13 protein-coding genes are annotated in these 16,174 nt (G+C 70.4%); 12 read left to right on the top strand and 1 reads right to left on the bottom strand.

Going from position 1 to position 16,174, the window contains the following annotated elements; all coding sequences use genetic code 11:
- Positions 1-56 precede the first annotated feature (56 nt).
- The 7 genes from BFV98_RS17355 (at position 57) to BFV98_RS17385 (ending at position 5,854) form a co-directional block, all read left to right on the top strand.
- Positions 57-350: a hypothetical protein gene (locus tag BFV98_RS17355; RefSeq protein ID WP_071097099.1), complete on the top strand. Its 294-nt coding sequence runs from the start codon at positions 57-59 to the stop codon at positions 348-350.
- The gene (locus tag BFV98_RS17360; RefSeq protein ID WP_071097101.1) at positions 340-1,101 is read left to right on the top strand and encodes a hypothetical protein; all 762 of its coding nucleotides are present in this window, start codon (positions 340-342) and stop codon (positions 1,099-1,101) included. The genes BFV98_RS17355 and BFV98_RS17360 overlap by 11 nt, the downstream gene beginning before the upstream one ends.
- Positions 1,098-1,364, top strand: coding sequence for a hypothetical protein (locus BFV98_RS17365; RefSeq protein WP_071097102.1), 267 nt, complete (start codon positions 1,098-1,100; stop codon positions 1,362-1,364). The genes BFV98_RS17360 and BFV98_RS17365 overlap by 4 nt, the downstream gene beginning before the upstream one ends.
- Complete coding sequence (locus BFV98_RS17370) at positions 1,364-3,142, top strand: replication initiator (protein ID WP_071097104.1); 1,779 nt, start codon at positions 1,364-1,366, stop codon at positions 3,140-3,142. Before BFV98_RS17365 ends, BFV98_RS17370 begins: the two co-directional genes overlap by 1 nt.
- A gap of 28 nt (positions 3,143-3,170) precedes the next feature.
- The gene (locus tag BFV98_RS17375) at positions 3,171-3,443 is read left to right on the top strand and encodes a helix-turn-helix domain-containing protein (protein ID WP_052166223.1); all 273 of its coding nucleotides are present in this window, start codon (positions 3,171-3,173) and stop codon (positions 3,441-3,443) included.
- Positions 3,443-4,714, top strand: coding sequence for a site-specific integrase (locus tag BFV98_RS31955; RefSeq protein ID WP_071097106.1), 1,272 nt, complete (start codon positions 3,443-3,445; stop codon positions 4,712-4,714). Before BFV98_RS17375 ends, BFV98_RS31955 begins: the two co-directional genes overlap by 1 nt.
- A gap of 333 nt (positions 4,715-5,047) precedes the next feature.
- Positions 5,048-5,854 (top strand): HAD family phosphatase, encoded by an 807-nt coding sequence (locus tag BFV98_RS17385; RefSeq protein WP_013283636.1) that lies wholly within the window; start codon positions 5,048-5,050, stop codon positions 5,852-5,854.
- A 13-nt stretch (positions 5,855-5,867) separates the two neighbouring features.
- Here the strand turns inward: BFV98_RS17385 and BFV98_RS17390 are convergent, their stop codons facing one another.
- A complete protein-coding gene (locus BFV98_RS17390; RefSeq protein WP_071097108.1) occupies positions 5,868-6,614 on the bottom strand; it encodes an oxidoreductase in 747 nt (248 codons plus the stop codon).
- 222 nt (positions 6,615-6,836) lie between these two features.
- On the opposite strand from BFV98_RS17390, the gene acs reads away from it, so the two are divergent.
- The 5 genes from acs (at position 6,837) to BFV98_RS17415 (ending at position 16,173) form a co-directional block, all read left to right on the top strand.
- On the top strand, positions 6,837-8,825 hold the full coding sequence (acs, locus tag BFV98_RS17395) for an acetate--CoA ligase (RefSeq protein WP_013473573.1): 1,989 nt from the start codon (positions 6,837-6,839) through the stop codon (positions 8,823-8,825).
- Positions 8,826-9,057: 232 nt separating this feature from the next.
- Positions 9,058-11,841, top strand: coding sequence for an immune inhibitor A domain-containing protein (locus BFV98_RS17400; RefSeq protein WP_255368144.1), 2,784 nt, complete (start codon positions 9,058-9,060; stop codon positions 11,839-11,841).
- A 356-nt stretch (positions 11,842-12,197) separates the two neighbouring features.
- Positions 12,198-14,600, top strand: coding sequence for an immune inhibitor A domain-containing protein (locus BFV98_RS17405; RefSeq protein WP_030274498.1), 2,403 nt, complete (start codon positions 12,198-12,200; stop codon positions 14,598-14,600).
- A 170-nt stretch (positions 14,601-14,770) separates the two neighbouring features.
- Complete coding sequence (locus BFV98_RS17410) at positions 14,771-15,109, top strand: hypothetical protein (protein WP_013283631.1); 339 nt, start codon at positions 14,771-14,773, stop codon at positions 15,107-15,109.
- 131 nt (positions 15,110-15,240) lie between these two features.
- On the top strand, positions 15,241-16,173 hold the full coding sequence (locus tag BFV98_RS17415; protein WP_013283630.1) for an alpha/beta fold hydrolase: 933 nt from the start codon (positions 15,241-15,243) through the stop codon (positions 16,171-16,173).
- The last annotated feature ends 1 nt before the right edge of the window (position 16,174 follow it).

Below are 16,174 nucleotides of genomic sequence, written 5' to 3' on the forward strand. Positions count from 1 at the left end.
ACCTTCGCCGTCGTCCTGCTCATCGGCATCGCCCTGGCCTACATGGGAGGCATCCGATGACCACCACCACCGCCGTCAACTTCGCCGCCCAGGAGCGGATGACCCCGGACGACTACGTCGTCACCGCCATCGCCCGCGACTTCGCCGCCCGAGGCGAACTGTCCTTCGAACGGTTCCTGTCCGGCTACTACGCCGAAAGCCTGCGCCTCATCCACGACGCCCACCTCACCCAGTGCACCGCCGGACCCGACCAGCACTGCCCCACCTGCAACGGCATCCGCGTCGGACTCGCCGGACTCGCCGCCGAACAACGCGCCGTCACCACCGGGCAGGTGCCCCATGACCAGTGACCGCCCCGCCACCAGCGGCCCGCGTATCGAGGGCCTGGTCCTGGTGCTCATCCTCATCGCCGTCGCCGGGTTCGCCGGTGCCGCTTCCTTCACCCACGTCAAGGACTGGACCCTCGCCAACAGCCCGGCCGGGACGGGCGCGTGGTTCGGCTGGGCCAACGCCGTCATCTCCGAACTGGTCCCTATCGCCTGCCTACTGACCATCCGCCGACGCCGCCGCACCGGCGCACCCATCGGCTACCCGCTGTTCCTGCTCATCGCTGCCGCCAGCCTGTCCCTCGCCGCACAGCTCGCGGTCGCCAAGCCCGGCATCTCCGGGTGGCTCCTGTCCGCTGTTCCGGCTCTGGCCTTCATGGCCCTGGTGAAGCTCGTCCTCGCCCCGGCACCGACACCGGAACAACCCACCACCACCCCGGCGGCTGCCCCGGCTGAACCCATCCGGGTTCAGGTGGCCGAGCAGGTCACCGCCGAGCCGGTACCACCGGCTGCCATCACCCCGGCCGCCGAGCGGGAGCCGGTCACCGCCCCGACCCTCACCCCGGCCACTGAGCCGGTGCCCGTCGCCGCACTCGCCGAGCCGGTCGACGTCCCTGTCCCCTCTCATCTGCTGCCGATGGCCCGGTTCGCGGCCGTGCAGCACGAACAGGCCAACGGCCGCCCCATCACCCCGGCCGAGCTGGCCGACCGCCTCGACGTCACCCCACCCGTCGCCGGACAACTCCTCGCCAGCATCGGCGGTGGTGCCCGATGAGCATCCACACCGTCGACGTCGTGCAGCTCCTGCACACCTGCCCGGCTGAGCCGGAGCCCCATCCCTACGACATCCGCCGGACCGTCATCGACGTCATCGACGGCGGGCCCTGCCGCAACCCGGTCACGATCCGCTGCGGCGACACCGTCACCCAGATCCGCTGCGGCCGGCACGAGCCGGTCAAGCGCCAATGTTCTGCCTGCCGGATCGTTGTCATCGAACGCACCATCACCAACCTGCACCCCACTGGGGTGGCCGGTTGATGGCCTCGACGCTGGACCTCACCCCCCGCGCTTCGGCCCGGGGGGTGGGCTCGAACGCCGATGTCCCACCCGTCTACAGCTGGACCGCTGCCGGGGCCGCGTTCGAACGCGCCACCCGACCCGACTACTTCGGCTGGCTCGAACACGTCCGCGCCGCCGCCGGCTGCACCCGCCCCATCCGCCTCGCCGGACAAATCCTCACCGTCGACGCCTCGACCGGCCGCGTCCTGGACACGCGGCACACCGACGGCATGCCGGACGCCGCGATCTACACCGCCTGTGGCAACCGCCGCGCCACGGTCTGCCCCGCCTGCGCCCAGACCTACCAGCGCGACGCGTTCCAGCTCCTGCGGGCGGGTTTGGTCGGCGGCAAGGGCGTGCCGGAGTCGGTGGCATCACATCCGGCGGTGTTCGCGACCTTCACCGCGCCGTCGTTCGGCACCGTCCACGCCCGGATCGTGAAGCGGCACACCTGCCGCAACCGACGCCGCTGCGACTGCCGCGCCGAACCCTGCCACGCCCGCCGCGACACCGGACTCTGCCCCCACGGCCGACCCGCCGTCTGCTGGGCCCGCCACGAGACCGGTGACGCGGTGCTTGGGCATCCGTTGTGCCTGGACTGCTACGACCACGACCATCAGGTCGTCTGGAACATCTTCGCCGGCGAACTCTGGCACCGCACGAAACAAGCCGCCGAACGATGGCTCGCCAAACTCGCCCAACGCCGCGGCGTCCCTCGGGTCGAGGTGGTCACTGCCTCCGGCAAGACCCGCAAGGTGGCCCCGGTGCGGCTGTCGCCCGGGAAGGTCGCGGAACTGCAAGCGCGGGGAGCGGTGCACTTCCACGCCATCGCCCGCCTCGACGGCGTCGACCCCACCGACCCGCAAGCGATCGTGCCCCCGCCGGCCGGGTTCACCGTCGACGACCTCGTCGACGCGCTGCGTCACGCCGCCCGGCAGATCACCTTCCACACCCCCAGCCACCCCGACCGGCCCGAGGGATGGCCGATCGCCTGGGGCGACCAGCTCGACCTGGAACCCATCGCCACCGACGGCTCGGGGGAGGTCACCGATGGGATGGTCGCGGGCTACCTTGCCAAGTACGCCACCAAAAGCACCGAGGCCACCGGGCACACCTCCACCCGCCTGACCGCCGACACGATCGGGGACTACGCCGACCCCGACGGCGACCACACCGCCCGCCTCATCGACGCCTGCTGGCGCATCGGCCGGCCCGTCCACACACCGGCCCCACTCTCCCAACGGCCCCGGGAACCCCGGCCACGGCCCGGCTTCGTGCAGCGCTGGGAATGCCCCGACTGCGGCACCCACACCCGCTACCCGGCTTGCCCCGTCTGCGTCGCCCACCGTCAAGCCGCCCTTGACAGCGAACCGACGAAACCAGCAACCACCAACCCCTACGCCCGGCTGCGCCGGTGGGCGCACATGCTCGGCTACGGCGGCCACTTCCTCACCAAAGCCCGCCGCTACTCCGTGACCTTCCGGCTCCTGCGCGACACCCGCGTCCAGTACCGGCGCCACGAGCACCAGGACCACCAACACCCGGCCACCGCCGGCCCACCCGCCGACCTGGTCGACGAGGACACCACCCTCATCGTCGGCACCCTCACCTTCGCCGGAGTCGGCTGGCACACCACCGGTGACGCCCTGCTCGCCAACACCGCCGCCGCCCTCGCCCGCGAACGACGAACCACCGGCCGCGAAGAACTCGCTCACGAACTCTCCACCCCGGCCAGCGTCGCGCCGGTCGCCGCTTGAACCCGACAGACCGAGGAGGTCACCCATCATGAGCACCACCGCCCGCCCCAACCCGGTCGTCCGGCTCGTCCCTCGTACCGGGACCGTCGTCGTCGAGCCGGTCACCTACACCGTCCGCGAGGTCGCCAAGCTCCTCGGCCTCTCGCTGGGCAGCACCTACGCCCTCGTCCGCGACGGCACCATCCCGGCGACCCGCCTCGGGGGCCGCTGGCTGATCCCGCGTGCCCGGTTCCACGCCTGGCTCGATGGCGTCACCGAGCAACCCGCCGCCACCGGCACCGAGCATGGCCGGAGGCGCTGATGGGCTTCGTCCGCAAAACTCCGGCCGGCACCTTCCGCGCCTGCTGGCGGGATCCTGCCGGTGGGCAGAAGTCCAAGAGCTTCCGCACGAAGCGGGAGGCCAACGCCTTCCTCGCCGATGTCGAGGGCAGCCTCAACCGGGGCACCTACGTCAACCCACACGCCGGGCGTACCCGTTTCGGTGACTTCGCTCAGCAGTGGCTCGCCACCCGGGCGGTCGAGGCGCGTACGACTGAGCGGACCGTCTCCATGCTCCGCACGCACGTCCTGCCGAAGTGGGGTGACTGGCCGCTCGGGAAGGTCGACTTCATGTCGGTGCAGGAGTGGGTTACCGGCCTCGGTCGGGATCTCGCGCCCGCCACCGTGACCAAGTGCTACCAACTGCTGTCGATGATCCTCAAGACGGCGGTACAGGCGCGGCTGATCGCCACCAATCCCGCTGAGGGGGTGAAGCTGCCGCGTGATCGGTCCCGCGACGTCAGGCCGGTCACGATCAGCCGGGAGGATTTCTTCGGTCGCCTGCTTCCGGCGGTCCCACCTCGGCATCGGGGAATCGTCTCCGCTGCCGCTGGGGCCGGTCTTCGTTGGGGTGAGTGCGCCGGGCTGACGTGGTCGTCGGTGGACCTCGATTGGGCATCGCTGCGCGTTGTCCAGGTGGCCGAGGAGACGCACGGCGGAATCGTGCTCCGCCCGTACCCGAAGAGCCGCGCCGGAGTCCGGACCGTGCCGCTCCCGTCCTTCCTCCTGGCCGCGCTCCGCGAGCTGCACACCGCCGCCGACTATCCGGACCCGCGAGCCCTGGTCTTCCGCGACCGGATCGGCCGGCCACTACGCCGATCGAACTTCCGGCGCCGGGTATGGCTGCCGTCGCTGGTCCGCGCCGGGCTGCTCGGCCAGGTCGCCAACACCGGCCCGCACCGTTACCGCGCGACCTGGCCCGACCGGGAGGGCATCGAGTGGTCGGCCGAGTTCACCACCGAGCGGGAAGCCGTCGCCTGCGTGGCAGCCAAGGCCTCCGGCGGGATGCGGTTCCACGATCTGCGGCACGCCTACGCCACCTGGCTGGTCACCGACGGAGTGCCGATCAACCTGGTGCAGCGGGTCATGGGCCACGAACAGGCGTCGACGACGCTCAACCGCTACACCCACACCCCGGACGACTACGCCGCCCGCGTCCTGGCCGCCTTCGAGGGCTCTGCTGCCTCTCTGCTGCCTCCGACGCTGGAGACGCCGCCGGGAGGCGACCTGGACGACGACGGGGAGGGGCTGTGACCTGCGGCGGAGCGCTCACCGGGCAAAGGGACGACCCCCGTCGGGGGGAGACGGGGGTCGTCTTGTGGTTCGGCTCCGGGGGGGTCGAGCCGAACCGACTCAGCGGTTACGGGGGGTGCAACCGCCGAGGCCCATCGGCGCCGGGTCTGCGAACTCCCGCCGCGAGGACAAGCATGCCGCAGTCGACCCTTATACGTCGAGTGTTGTTCACTCCACGCAAAGCTAAATTCATCGATAGCTGCCTGTGACCGCCGTCACTCCACCGGGTGCTCATCGGCTTTCGCGACCCGGGCGGACGCCTCCGCGCCTTCCGTCGGGCTAGACTTTCGCGCCGTGGGCCGCAGCGCCGCTTTCTTCGATCTCGACAAGACCGTCATCGCCAAGTCGAGCGCCCTGGCGTTCGGTCGGCCGTTCTACCGGGACGGGCTGATCACCCGGCGTGACGTGGTCAAGTCGGCGTACGCGCAGTTGATGTTCCGGCTGGGCGGCACCGACGAGCAGACCATGGCCCGCACCAGGGACTACCTGGCCACGCTCTGCAAGGGCTGGCCGGTGGAACAGGTCCGCCAGATCGTCGCGGAGACACTGCACGAACTGATCAACCCCTACGTGTACGCCGAAGCGGCCGCCCTCATCGAGGAGCACCAGGCCGCCGGGCGCGACGTGGTGCTGGTCTCCGCGTCGGGCGACGAGATGGTCCGGCCGATCGGCGAGCTGCTCGGGATCACCGACGTGATCGCCACCCGGATGGGCGTGGTCGACGGCCGGTACAGCGGCGAGGTCGAGTTCTACGCGGCCGGTCCGAGCAAGGTCGAGGCGGTCAGCGAACTGGCTCTTGAGCGGGACTACGACCTGGCCGACTCGTACGCGTACTCCGACTCGTACTCTGATCGGCCGCTGCTGGAGTGCGTGGGGCATCCGACGGTGGTCAACCCGGACCGGGCGCTGCGCAAGCTGGCGGTGGAGAACGCGTGGCCGGTGCTGGAGTTCCGGCACCCGATCCCGCTGGGCCGCCGGCTGCGCGAGCGACCGGCGGTGCCGGTCGCGGCGGCGGCGCTCGGCGTGGGCGTCGGCGTGGCCATCGGCATCGCCTGGTACGGCCGGCACCGGCGCACCCGCGCCGCAGCACCCACCGCCTGACACCCCGCGCGCGTCAGGACGCGGCGAGGATCTCGTCGCCGATCAGCGTGATCTGGTCGGCGCCGACCTCCACCGCGCTCATGTAGTGCCGCAGCCAGGAGCGCAGGCCGTCGGGCGTGCCGGTGGCGAACGCGCCGGCCGCGCCCACGTACTCCGGTTCGCGCTCGCGGTGCCCGACGTCCACCGCGACCAGCCCGCGGGGGTCGAACCCGGTGGAGATCAGCACCAGCCGGGCGGCGGCGCGGGCCACCACCCCGGACGGGCCCGGGAACGGGCGCAGGTTCAGCAGCTCGCCGTGTACGACGGCGGCCAGCACCAGCGGTGGCACCTTGGTGCCGCCGGCGACGAGGGCGGCCAGGCCGTCGAGGCGGGCCGCGACCACCGGGTCGGCGACCGGGCGGCCCAGTTCCTCCTCGGTCACCACGTCGCGGGCGGCGAGCACGTGCAGCCGGGCCATCACCTGCCGGGGAGCCTTGGACCAGAGGTCGCTCAGCCCGGGCAGCGCCCCGGCGACCCGGAGCGCGCCCTGGAGCACCGGGTCGGTGACGGTGCCGGCGCGTACCTCCTCGCGGTCGTGAACGCGGCCCTCCAGCGCGGCGCTGGCCACTGCCGAGCGGAGGCTGACCTCGGCGGCGACCTGGCCGCCCTGGCGGCGCAGCGCGCGGTGCCGGTGGGCCAGGTCGACCCGCTCGCGGGCCTGCTCGACGGCGGTGGCGACGTCGGCGAGCGCGAGCAGCGGGGCGAGCGGATCGGTGGTCACCCCGTCACGCTAGCGACCGCCGGGCTCCTCCCAAGCCGGGGGTTGTTAATAAGGGGCCCTTCCTCTACCGGAGGCGTTAAGAAGGGGCCCTTCCTTACACCTCGGCGCGAGGGAAGGGCCACTGGGCGCGCGGTGAGGGGCCGGACGGTCGCGAGCGGGGTACGGCGGGACTAACCTTCCCCGGAGTAGGAGACGCAGGTCACGCGACGAAGGAGTCACCGCATGAGCGAGGCATTGGCCAACTTGCTGAACGAGACGCGCCAGTTCCCGCCGCCGGCTGAACTCGCCGCGAACGCCAACGTGACCGCCGAGGCGTACGAGGAGGCGGCCGGGGACCGGCTGGCCTTCTGGGAGCGCCAGGCCGGCCGGCTGGCCTGGGCCCAGCCGTGGGAGCAGGTGCTCGACTGGTCGAACGCCCCGTTCGCGAAGTGGTTCACCGGGGGCAGGCTCAACGTGGCGTACAACTGCCTGGACCGGCACGTCGAGGCGGGCCTCGGCGACAAGGTGGCGATCCACTGGGAGGGCGAGCCGGGCGACACCCGTACCGTCACCTACGCCGACCTGCACAAGCTCACCTGTCAGGCGGCGAACGCGCTGACCGAGCTGGGCGTGACCGCCGGTGACCGGGTGGCGATCTACCTGCCGATGATCCCGGAGGCGGCGGTGGCGATGCTCGCCTGCGCCCGGATCGGCGCCACGCACAGCGTGGTGTTCGGCGGCTTCTCCGCCGACGCGCTGACCAACCGGATCCAGGACGCCAGCGCCAAGGTGGTGATCACCGCGGACGGCGGCTTCCGCCGGGGCAAGCCGTCGGCGCTCAAGCCGACGGTGGACGAGGCGGTGGCGAACTGCCCGTCGGTCGAGCACGTGCTGGTGGTCCGGCGTACCGGTGAGGAGGTCGCCTGGTCGGCGAAGGACCACTGGTGGCACGAGACGGTGGAGACGGCGTCGCCGGAGCACGAGGCGCAGGCGTTCGACGCCGAGCACCCGCTGTTCATCCTCTACACCAGCGGCACGACCGCCCGCCCGAAGGGCATCCTGCACACCACCGGCGGCTACCTGACCCAGACGTCGTACACCACGCACGCGGTGTTCGACCTGAAGCCGGAGACGGACGTCTACTGGTGCACCGCCGACATCGGCTGGGTGACCGGGCACTCCTACATCGTGTACGGCCCGCTCTCCAACGGCGCCACCCAGGTCATGTACGAGGGCACGCCGGACACCCCGCACAAGGGCCGGTTCTGGGAGGTCGTCGACAAGTACAAGGTGACCATCCTGTACACCGCGCCGACGCTGATCCGCACCATGATGAAGTGGGGCGAGGACATCCCGGCCGGATACGACCTGTCGTCGCTGCGCCTGCTCGGCAGCGTCGGTGAGCCGATCAACCCGGAGGCGTGGATCTGGTACCGGCAGCACGTCGGCCGCGGCGAGCTGCCGGTGGTGGACACCTGGTGGCAGACCGAGACCGGCGCCATCATGATCTCGCCGCTGCCCGGCGTGACCGAGGCGAAGCCCGGCTCGGCGATGAGCCCGCTGCCCGGCATCGTCGCCGACGTGGTCGACGACCAGGGCCAGTCGGTGCCGAACGGCGGCGGCGGATACCTCGTACTGAAGGAGCCGTGGCCGTCGATGCTGCGGACGATCTGGGGCGACGACAACCGGTTCCTGGAGACGTACTGGTCCCGGTTCGGCGCCGGTGCGAACACCGGGGACGAGTGGGTCTACTTCGCCGGTGACGGCGCGAAGAAGGACGACGACGGGCACATCTGGCTGCTCGGCCGGGTGGACGACGTGATGCTGGTGTCCGGCCACAACATCTCCACCACGGAGGTGGAGTCGGCGCTGGTCAGCCACCCGTCGGTGGCGGAGGCGGCGGTGGTGGGCGCGACCGACCCGACCACCGGCCAGGCGATCGTCGCGTTCGCCATCCCGCGCGGCAGCGCGGAGATCTCCGGTGACGCGGGCGAACAGCTCATCGCCGAGCTGCGCAACCACGTGGCGAAGACGCTCGGCCCGATCGCCAAACCGCGGCAGATCATGCTGGTGCCGGAGCTGCCGAAGACCCGCTCCGGCAAGATCATGCGCCGGCTGCTGCGGGACGTGGCGGAGAACCGGTCGCTCGGCGACGTGACCACGCTCCAGGACTCCTCGGTCATGGAATTGATCTCGTCGGGGATGAGCGGCGGGAAGTCCGACGAGGACTGACGTCGACCGACGACGAGGGGGCGGGCCGCCGGACGGTCCGCCCCCTCGCCGCATCCGGGATCCGCGCCGGTCGATCGGGGGATCCGGGACTGACCTGATCGGCCAGAGGGCCTGATCAACTCTGTCGATGTCGCTCGTCGTCGGTTACGTTCAGCCAACCGGCGGATTTCGACGAGCGTCACTGAGACGGCCGGTCCCCACCATTCCCTACGAACGGAGTGGCATGCTCCCCATGTCGCAGCACAGGGCACGGCGACGCTTACTCGTCGCACTGCCCGCCATCGCGCTCGCGGCCACGTCGCTGACCGTGACGGGCAGCGCGGCGGCCCAGCCGGCCCGCTCCGCACCGGTCACGATCGGGGCGGACGAGCACTACATCAACTACGCCGAGCCCGAGGTCCAGCCGGACACCGGCGGCAAGGAGGTCAAGGGCCGCGACGGCGTCTTCTCCTCGCCGGCGGACGAGGCCCGCGCCTACGACCGCAAGTACGCCGGGGGCAACCCGATCGCGGCCCGCGAGCTGGCCAAGCTGGAGGCCAAGTCCATCCGGACCGGCCACAGCCCTCGGAAGATCAAGAAGGCCAAGAGCACGCAGACCGCCAAGCTGCTGACGCTGCTCGTCGAGTTCAACGACAAGGCCAACGACGACTTCACCGACGTGATGGTCCCGAAGACGGTGTTCGAGGACCGCACCTGCGTTCCCGGCACCGTGCAGAACGGGCCGCGGCACAACACGATCCCGAACCCGGCCACGCTGCCGCACAAGGACAACAACTCGATGTGGGTGCCGGACTTCTCTCCGGCCCACTACGACAAGATGCTGTACAGCAAGAAGGGCATCACCGAGCGGGTCCGCAAGGACCTGAAGGGGCCGGACGGCAAGCCGGGCATCAGCCTCGCCGGGCGGACCATGCACAACATGTACCTGGAGATGTCCAAGGGCGCGTACACCGTGGACGGGCAGGCCAGCCCGTGGATCACGGTGCCGCACTCGGAGGGCTGGTACGCCGCCTCGCGCTGCTTCCAGGACGAGAACGGCAACTGGGTCGCCGGGCGTGAGCAGTCGATGAACGGCCACCCGGACAACCCGCAGGGCGCCGGCCGGCTCGCCACCGACGCGATCGACGCGCTGGCCGCGGCCGACCCGGACTTCCCCTGGGCCGACTACGACATCGAGGACCAGAGCGACCGCGACGGCGACGGCAACTACCACGAGCCGGACGGCGTGATCGACCACCTCGTGCTGGTGCACGCCAACCAGGGCAAGTCCCGCGGCGGCGGCGACGTCGGCATCTACTCGGTCTGGGCGCACTCGTCGACCGTGACCGGTGGCTACACGATTCCGGGCACCAACCTGAAGGTGTCGAACTACATCGTGCAGCCGGAGGACGCCGGCGTCGGCGTCTTCGCCCACGAGTTCGGGCACGACCTGGGCCTGCCGGACCTCTACGACACCTCCGGCAACGCCGACTCCGACGTGGACTTCTGGGACCTGATGGCGTCCGGCTCGCACTCCGGCGAGATCTTCCAGGCGCTGCCCACCCACATGGGCCTCTGGGACAAGTGGGTGCTCGGCTGGGCCGAGCCGAAGACGTTCGGGCCGGGTGACCGGTCCAAGCTGGTCAAGCTCGGGCAGACGTCGCGTACGCCGGTCGGCACCGAGGACGGCATCAAGATCGACCTGCCGGACAAGGTGATCTCGCTGGCCACGCCGCACAGCGGCTCGAACATGTGGTACTCCGGCGCCGACCAGAACTGGGCCGACGTCAAGCTCAGCCGCACGGTGACCGTCCCGAACGCCGCTGATGCGAAGTTCTGGATGTGGAACAACTACGTCATCGAGGCGGACTGGGACTTCGGCTTCGTCGAGGTCTCCACCGACGGTGGCGCCACCTGGAGCGAGCAGAAGGTGTACGCCGAGGGCGGCGCGCTGGTCTCCACCAACGACGGCTACGCCGACCCGAACGGCCGCATGGTCGACTTCGGCAACAAGAAGTACGGCCTGACCGGCAGCACGAACGGCTGGCGGCACGACTACGTCGACCTGTCGTCGTACGCCGGGCAGACCGTGCAGGTGCGGCTGCGCTACGCCACCGACGAGGCGTTCGTGGAGCGCGGCTGGTTCGCCGACGACTTCTCGGTGACCGGCGGCGGCGCCACCACCTGGAGCGACGACGTGGAGAGCGGCGCGGCGGGCTGGACCCAGACCGGCGGCACCTTCACCGACACCAGCGGCGCGGGTTGGTACATCGACTCGGGCACCCAGGTGAAGTCGCACTACTACCTGGCCGAGTGGCGTAACTTCGACGGCTTCGACAAGGGTCTGAAGTACACCTACGACACCGTCTACTCGCACGAGGCGTGGAAGGTCGACCGGATCGCGTACAACGCGCCGGGCATGCTGGTCTGGTACCGGGACACCCAGCTCGGCGACGTCAACCACGTCACCGCGCAGATGACCGCGCTGCCCAGCTACGGCGCCAAGGGCGGTCTGCTGATCGTCGACTCGCACAACGACCCGCTGCGCCGCAAGGGCGTCGCGGCCGAGAAGGACCCGTCGGTGCTGAAGAACCTGCCCAGCCGGCCGCAGTCCTCCAACGCCGCGTTCGGCCTGAAGCCGACGTACCCGTTCAAGGAGTGCCTGGAGGCGGCGGACGAGCCGTACAGCGAGTACTGCACGAAGTTCGGCCCGCAGGCTCCGGTGCGCGGCTTCACCGACGCCAAGGGCTGGTACCCGGGCATCGAGATCCGTGACGGCGCCGCGTACGCGCGGGACAACGACGCCTCGGTGGTCGTCCCGTCGCGGGGCAACCAGCAGTACACGACCCGGGTGGTGAACCCGGACGGCACCCCGGCGACGGACTACTACGGTTCGACGCTGGGTGGCGGGGCGATCGTGCTCGGCACCGGCAACCCGGGTGACGCGGGCGTCCAGTACGGCGTCTCGATCATCATCAAGCGGGCCGCCAAGGACAACTCGTACGCCACTGTGTACGTGGTTCCGCCGCGGAGCTGAACCGTACGTTCAAACCGGAACCGGAATGACCGAAAAATGAGCTGAACAGGCTCGATGGGGGAAGGGTCGGGAGCGCGAGCGCTCCCGACCCTTCCGCGTTACCGCTTAATCCATGACTGTCACTGCAATCCATGATCCAGGCATCGCTGCTGGTCAACGGCTCGGTGACAGGCAGGCGTGTGACGGTGAAAAGCATCCCCAACAAAAAGTTGCTACAAATCGACGCACACATCTTCCCACCAGTCGCAGCAGTGTCTATGTTCACCCTTGGTCCCACTAGTGGGACGTTCCACCGGCCCGTACCCCCAGTTGGGCCGGTTCCCTCACACCGGAGGTACCACGTGCGCAAAGTCGCAGTGGGTCTGCTCGGGCTTTCGCTGACCGCGACGGGACTGGTGGCAGGCACGTCCGCCAGCGCCGCGCCGACGCCGAAGTTGCCGGCCGCCGCCCCGTCGGTGGCCGAGCCTGCGCAGGCTGAGCACGACCTGCCCAACCCGCTCGAGGAGAAGCGGCGCGCGCTGCGCCAGGAGGGCCTCAGCGAGGTCCTGTCCGGCAGGGCGAAGGCCCAGAAGATCAACGGCAGCACGGTCGTCAAGGTCGGCGAGCGGGCTGCCGAAGGTGCCGCGGCGGGCAGGTCCGCCAAGAGCACCAAGGCCGGCAAGGGTCCGACCAAGGACCAGTACGTCGAACTCTCCCGCGAGCGGACCGACAAGATCTTCGTCATCCTCGCGGAGTTCGGCGACGAGCGGCACCCGAACTACCCGGACCAGGACACCGACCCGGACACCCCGGGCCCGTCCCGGTTCGACGGTCCGCGCGTCAACCAGATCCCGGAGCCCAACCGGGCGGTGGACAACTCCACCGTGTGGCAGGCCGACTACAGCGCCGACCACTTCCGGAAGCTGTACTTCGGCACCGCCCCCGGTGACGAGTCGGTGAAGCAGTACTACGAGGCCCAGTCCTCGGGTCGGTACAGCGTCGACGGCGAGGTCACCAACTGGGTGAGGGTGCGGTACAACGAGGCCCGCTACGGCCGTTCCGACGGCTACCCGTGCGCCTCGAACGTCTGCACCAACACCTGGGCGCTGGTCCGCGACGCCGCCAACCAGTGGGTCGCCGACCAGAAGGCGCAGGGCCGCTCCGACGCGGAGATCGCCGCGGACGTCAAGGCGATGGACGAGTGGGACCGGTACGACTTCGACGGCGACGGCAACTTCAACGAGCCGGACGGCTACATCGACCACTTCCAGATCGTCCACGCCGGCGGCGACCAGGCCGACGGTGACCCGTACCAGGGTGAGGACGCCATCTGGAGCCACCGGTGGTACGCCTTCGCCAGCGACCAGGGCAACACCGGCCCGGAGAACTTCCCGGCCGGCGGCACCCAGATCGGCAACACCGGCGTCTGGATCGGTGACTACACGATCCAGCCGGAGAACGGTGGCCGGAGCGTCTTCTACCACGAGTACGGCCACGACCTCGGTCTGCCGGACGACTACAACGTGGTCAGCGGCGGGGACAACAACAACGAGCACTGGACCCTGATGGCCCAGAGCCGGCTCGGCGCCAAGAACGACGGCGGCATCGGCGAGCGCGGTGGCGACCTCGGCGCCTGGAACAAGCTCCAGCTCGGCTGGCTCGACTACGAGGTCGTCGTGGCCGGGCAGAAGCGCACCCTGGAGCTGGGCCCGCAGGAGTACAACTCCAACAAGGCCCAGGCCGCCGTGGTGGTGCTGCCGCAGCGGGAGTACACGTTCCAGAACGGCAAGCCGTTCGAGGGTACGAAGCAGTTCTTCTCGGGCAACGACGACGACCTGAACAACACGATGACGCGCACTGTCGACCTCACCGGGAAGACCAGCGCCGCGCTGTCGATGAAGGGTCGCTACAGCATCGAGGCGGACTACGACTACCTGTTCTTCGAGGCGTCCACCGACGGTGGCCAGACCTGGACCTCGCTGGCCGGTACGGCCAACGGCACCCCGCTGAAGGAGATCTCCCCCGGGCGCTACGCCCTGGACGGCTCCAGCAACGACCAGTGGGTCGACGTCAACATCCCGATGGACGCGGTCGCCGGCAACGTCGTGCAGTTCCGGCTCCGCTACCAGACGGACGGCGGTGTCTCCGAGGGCGGCTTCTACGGTGACGCGATCACCGTGACCGCCGACGGCCAGACGGTGCTCACCGACGGCGCCGAGGCCGGTGCGAACGGCTGGACCCTCAGCGGCTTCAGCATCGTCGAGGAGACCTACACCCGTAAGTTCGACAACTACTACATCGCCGGCAACCGGTCGTACGTCTCGTACGACAAGTACCTCAAGACCGGCCCGTACTTCTTCGGCTACGCGAACACCCGCCCGGACTACGTGGACCACTACGCGTACCAGGAGGGTCTGCTGATCTCCTACTGGAACCTCCGGTTCGCGGACAACGACACGTTCGCGCACCCGGGTGAGGGTCGGAACATGATCATCGACGCGCACCCGCGGCCGATCTACAACCTGACCGGGCAGCCCTGGCGGGCCCGCGTCCAGGTCTACGACGCGCCGTTCAGCCTGAAGAAGGCCGACTCGTTCACGCTGCACCTCAACAGCCAGCCGCAGTACATCCGCGGCCAGGCGGCGCAGCCGCTGTTCGACGACACCAAGCAGTACTGGTACCCGGAGCTGCCGAACCACGGCGTCAAGCTCCCGGCCACCGGCACCAAGATCAAGGTTCTGGAGCAGAACGGCACCTCGGTGAAGGTCCGCTTCTCCTGATCCACTGATCGACGCACCACGCGATGCCCGGGCGGTTCACCCGCCCGGGCATCGCCCTTTCCGGGGAACCCGGCGTACCCCACCCGCGTCCCATCCGTTCGACACCCGCACCACGCTGCCGGCCGCTCCGCGATGGCGCTGATCGCCGGCGCGGCCGAGACGGAGGATCCGTGTCCGACGACCACCAGCCGGCCGCGAGCGGCCCCGCCTCGCCCGCCGGTCGCCCCACGCCGCTGTCCGCCACCGACCTGCCGACGCTGCGCCGGCCCGCCGGCCCGCCGAAGAGACCGACTGACAACCGGCCCACGGGCGTCGTCGCCGGCTGGATCACCCGGGGCGGTCCCGGGCCGTGCTACGGGCTGATGGACGAGAACGGCACGGAGTACGCGGTGTACGGCCCGAACGCCGGCGAGCTGCGCAAGGGCGACCTGGTCACGCTGCGGCTCACCGCGCGGGACCGCTCCGTCGACTGCGGACCCGGCATCCCGATGCGGATCATCGAGGAGTGACAGGCGGTATCGGTGCCCTCACGCACCCGGTGGACGGCCGGGGATGCGGTTCCGGGTGACCGCCCGGAGAAATCCCTGATCCTGGTCACCTGCGGGGCCGGTGGGTGACCGGCGGCCCTAGGCTGTGCCCCATGACCGACCAGCGCGGCGGACCCGTCGACGAGTCCTGCGTCCTGCCCGAAGGGCCGTGGACGCACCGGTTCGTCGGCGCCAACGGCAGCCGGTTCCACGTCGTCGAGGCGGGCACCGGCCCGATGGTGCTCTTCCTGCACGGCTTCCCCGAGTACTGGTACGCCTGGCGCGAGATGCTGCCGGCGGTCGCCGACGCGGGCTTCCGCGCGGTCGCTGTCGACCTGCGCGGTTACGGTGCGAGCGACAAGCCACCCCGGGGGTACGACGGCTACACGCTCGCCGCCGACGTCGCCGGCCTGATCCGGGCACTCGGTGAGCGGTCGGCCACCGTGGTCGGCACCGGCGCGGGCGGGCTCATCGGCTGGACCGCCGCCTCCTTCCACCCGACCCTGGTCCGGCGGCTCGTGGTGCTCGGCGCGCCGCATCCGCTGCGGCTGCGGGCAGCCATCTTCGCCGACCCGCGCGGCCAGTTCACCTCGGCCACCGCGACGCTGAAGTTCCAGCTCCCCCGCTACGAGCACGTACTGGCCCGGGACGGCGCCGCCGAGGTGGAGGAGATCCTGCGCCGGTGGGGTGGCCCGCGCTGGGTGTCCGGCCCGGACTTCGCCGACTACGCCCACTGCTGCCGGGTGGCGATGCAGATCCCGCAGGCCGCGTTCTGCGCGATGGAGGGCTACCGCTGGGCGTTCCGCTCCGTGCTGCGGCTGCACGGCTACCGCTTCGTGAAGCTGATGCAGAAGCCGCTGGTCACGCCGACCCTGCAACTGCACGGCGCGCTCGACCGGGCCTCGCTCCCCCGTACCGCCCAGGGCTCCGGCCGCTACGTCACCGCCCCGTACGAGTGGCGGCTGCTCGACGACGTGGGCCACTTCCCGCACGTGGAGGCCCGGGACGTGGTGCTCGGCGAGATCCTGCGCTGGGCGAAGTCCTGAC

The organism is Micromonospora sp. WMMB235 (assembly GCF_001855515.1).
Classification (GTDB): Bacteria; Actinomycetota; Actinomycetes; order Mycobacteriales; family Micromonosporaceae; genus Micromonospora; species Micromonospora aurantiaca.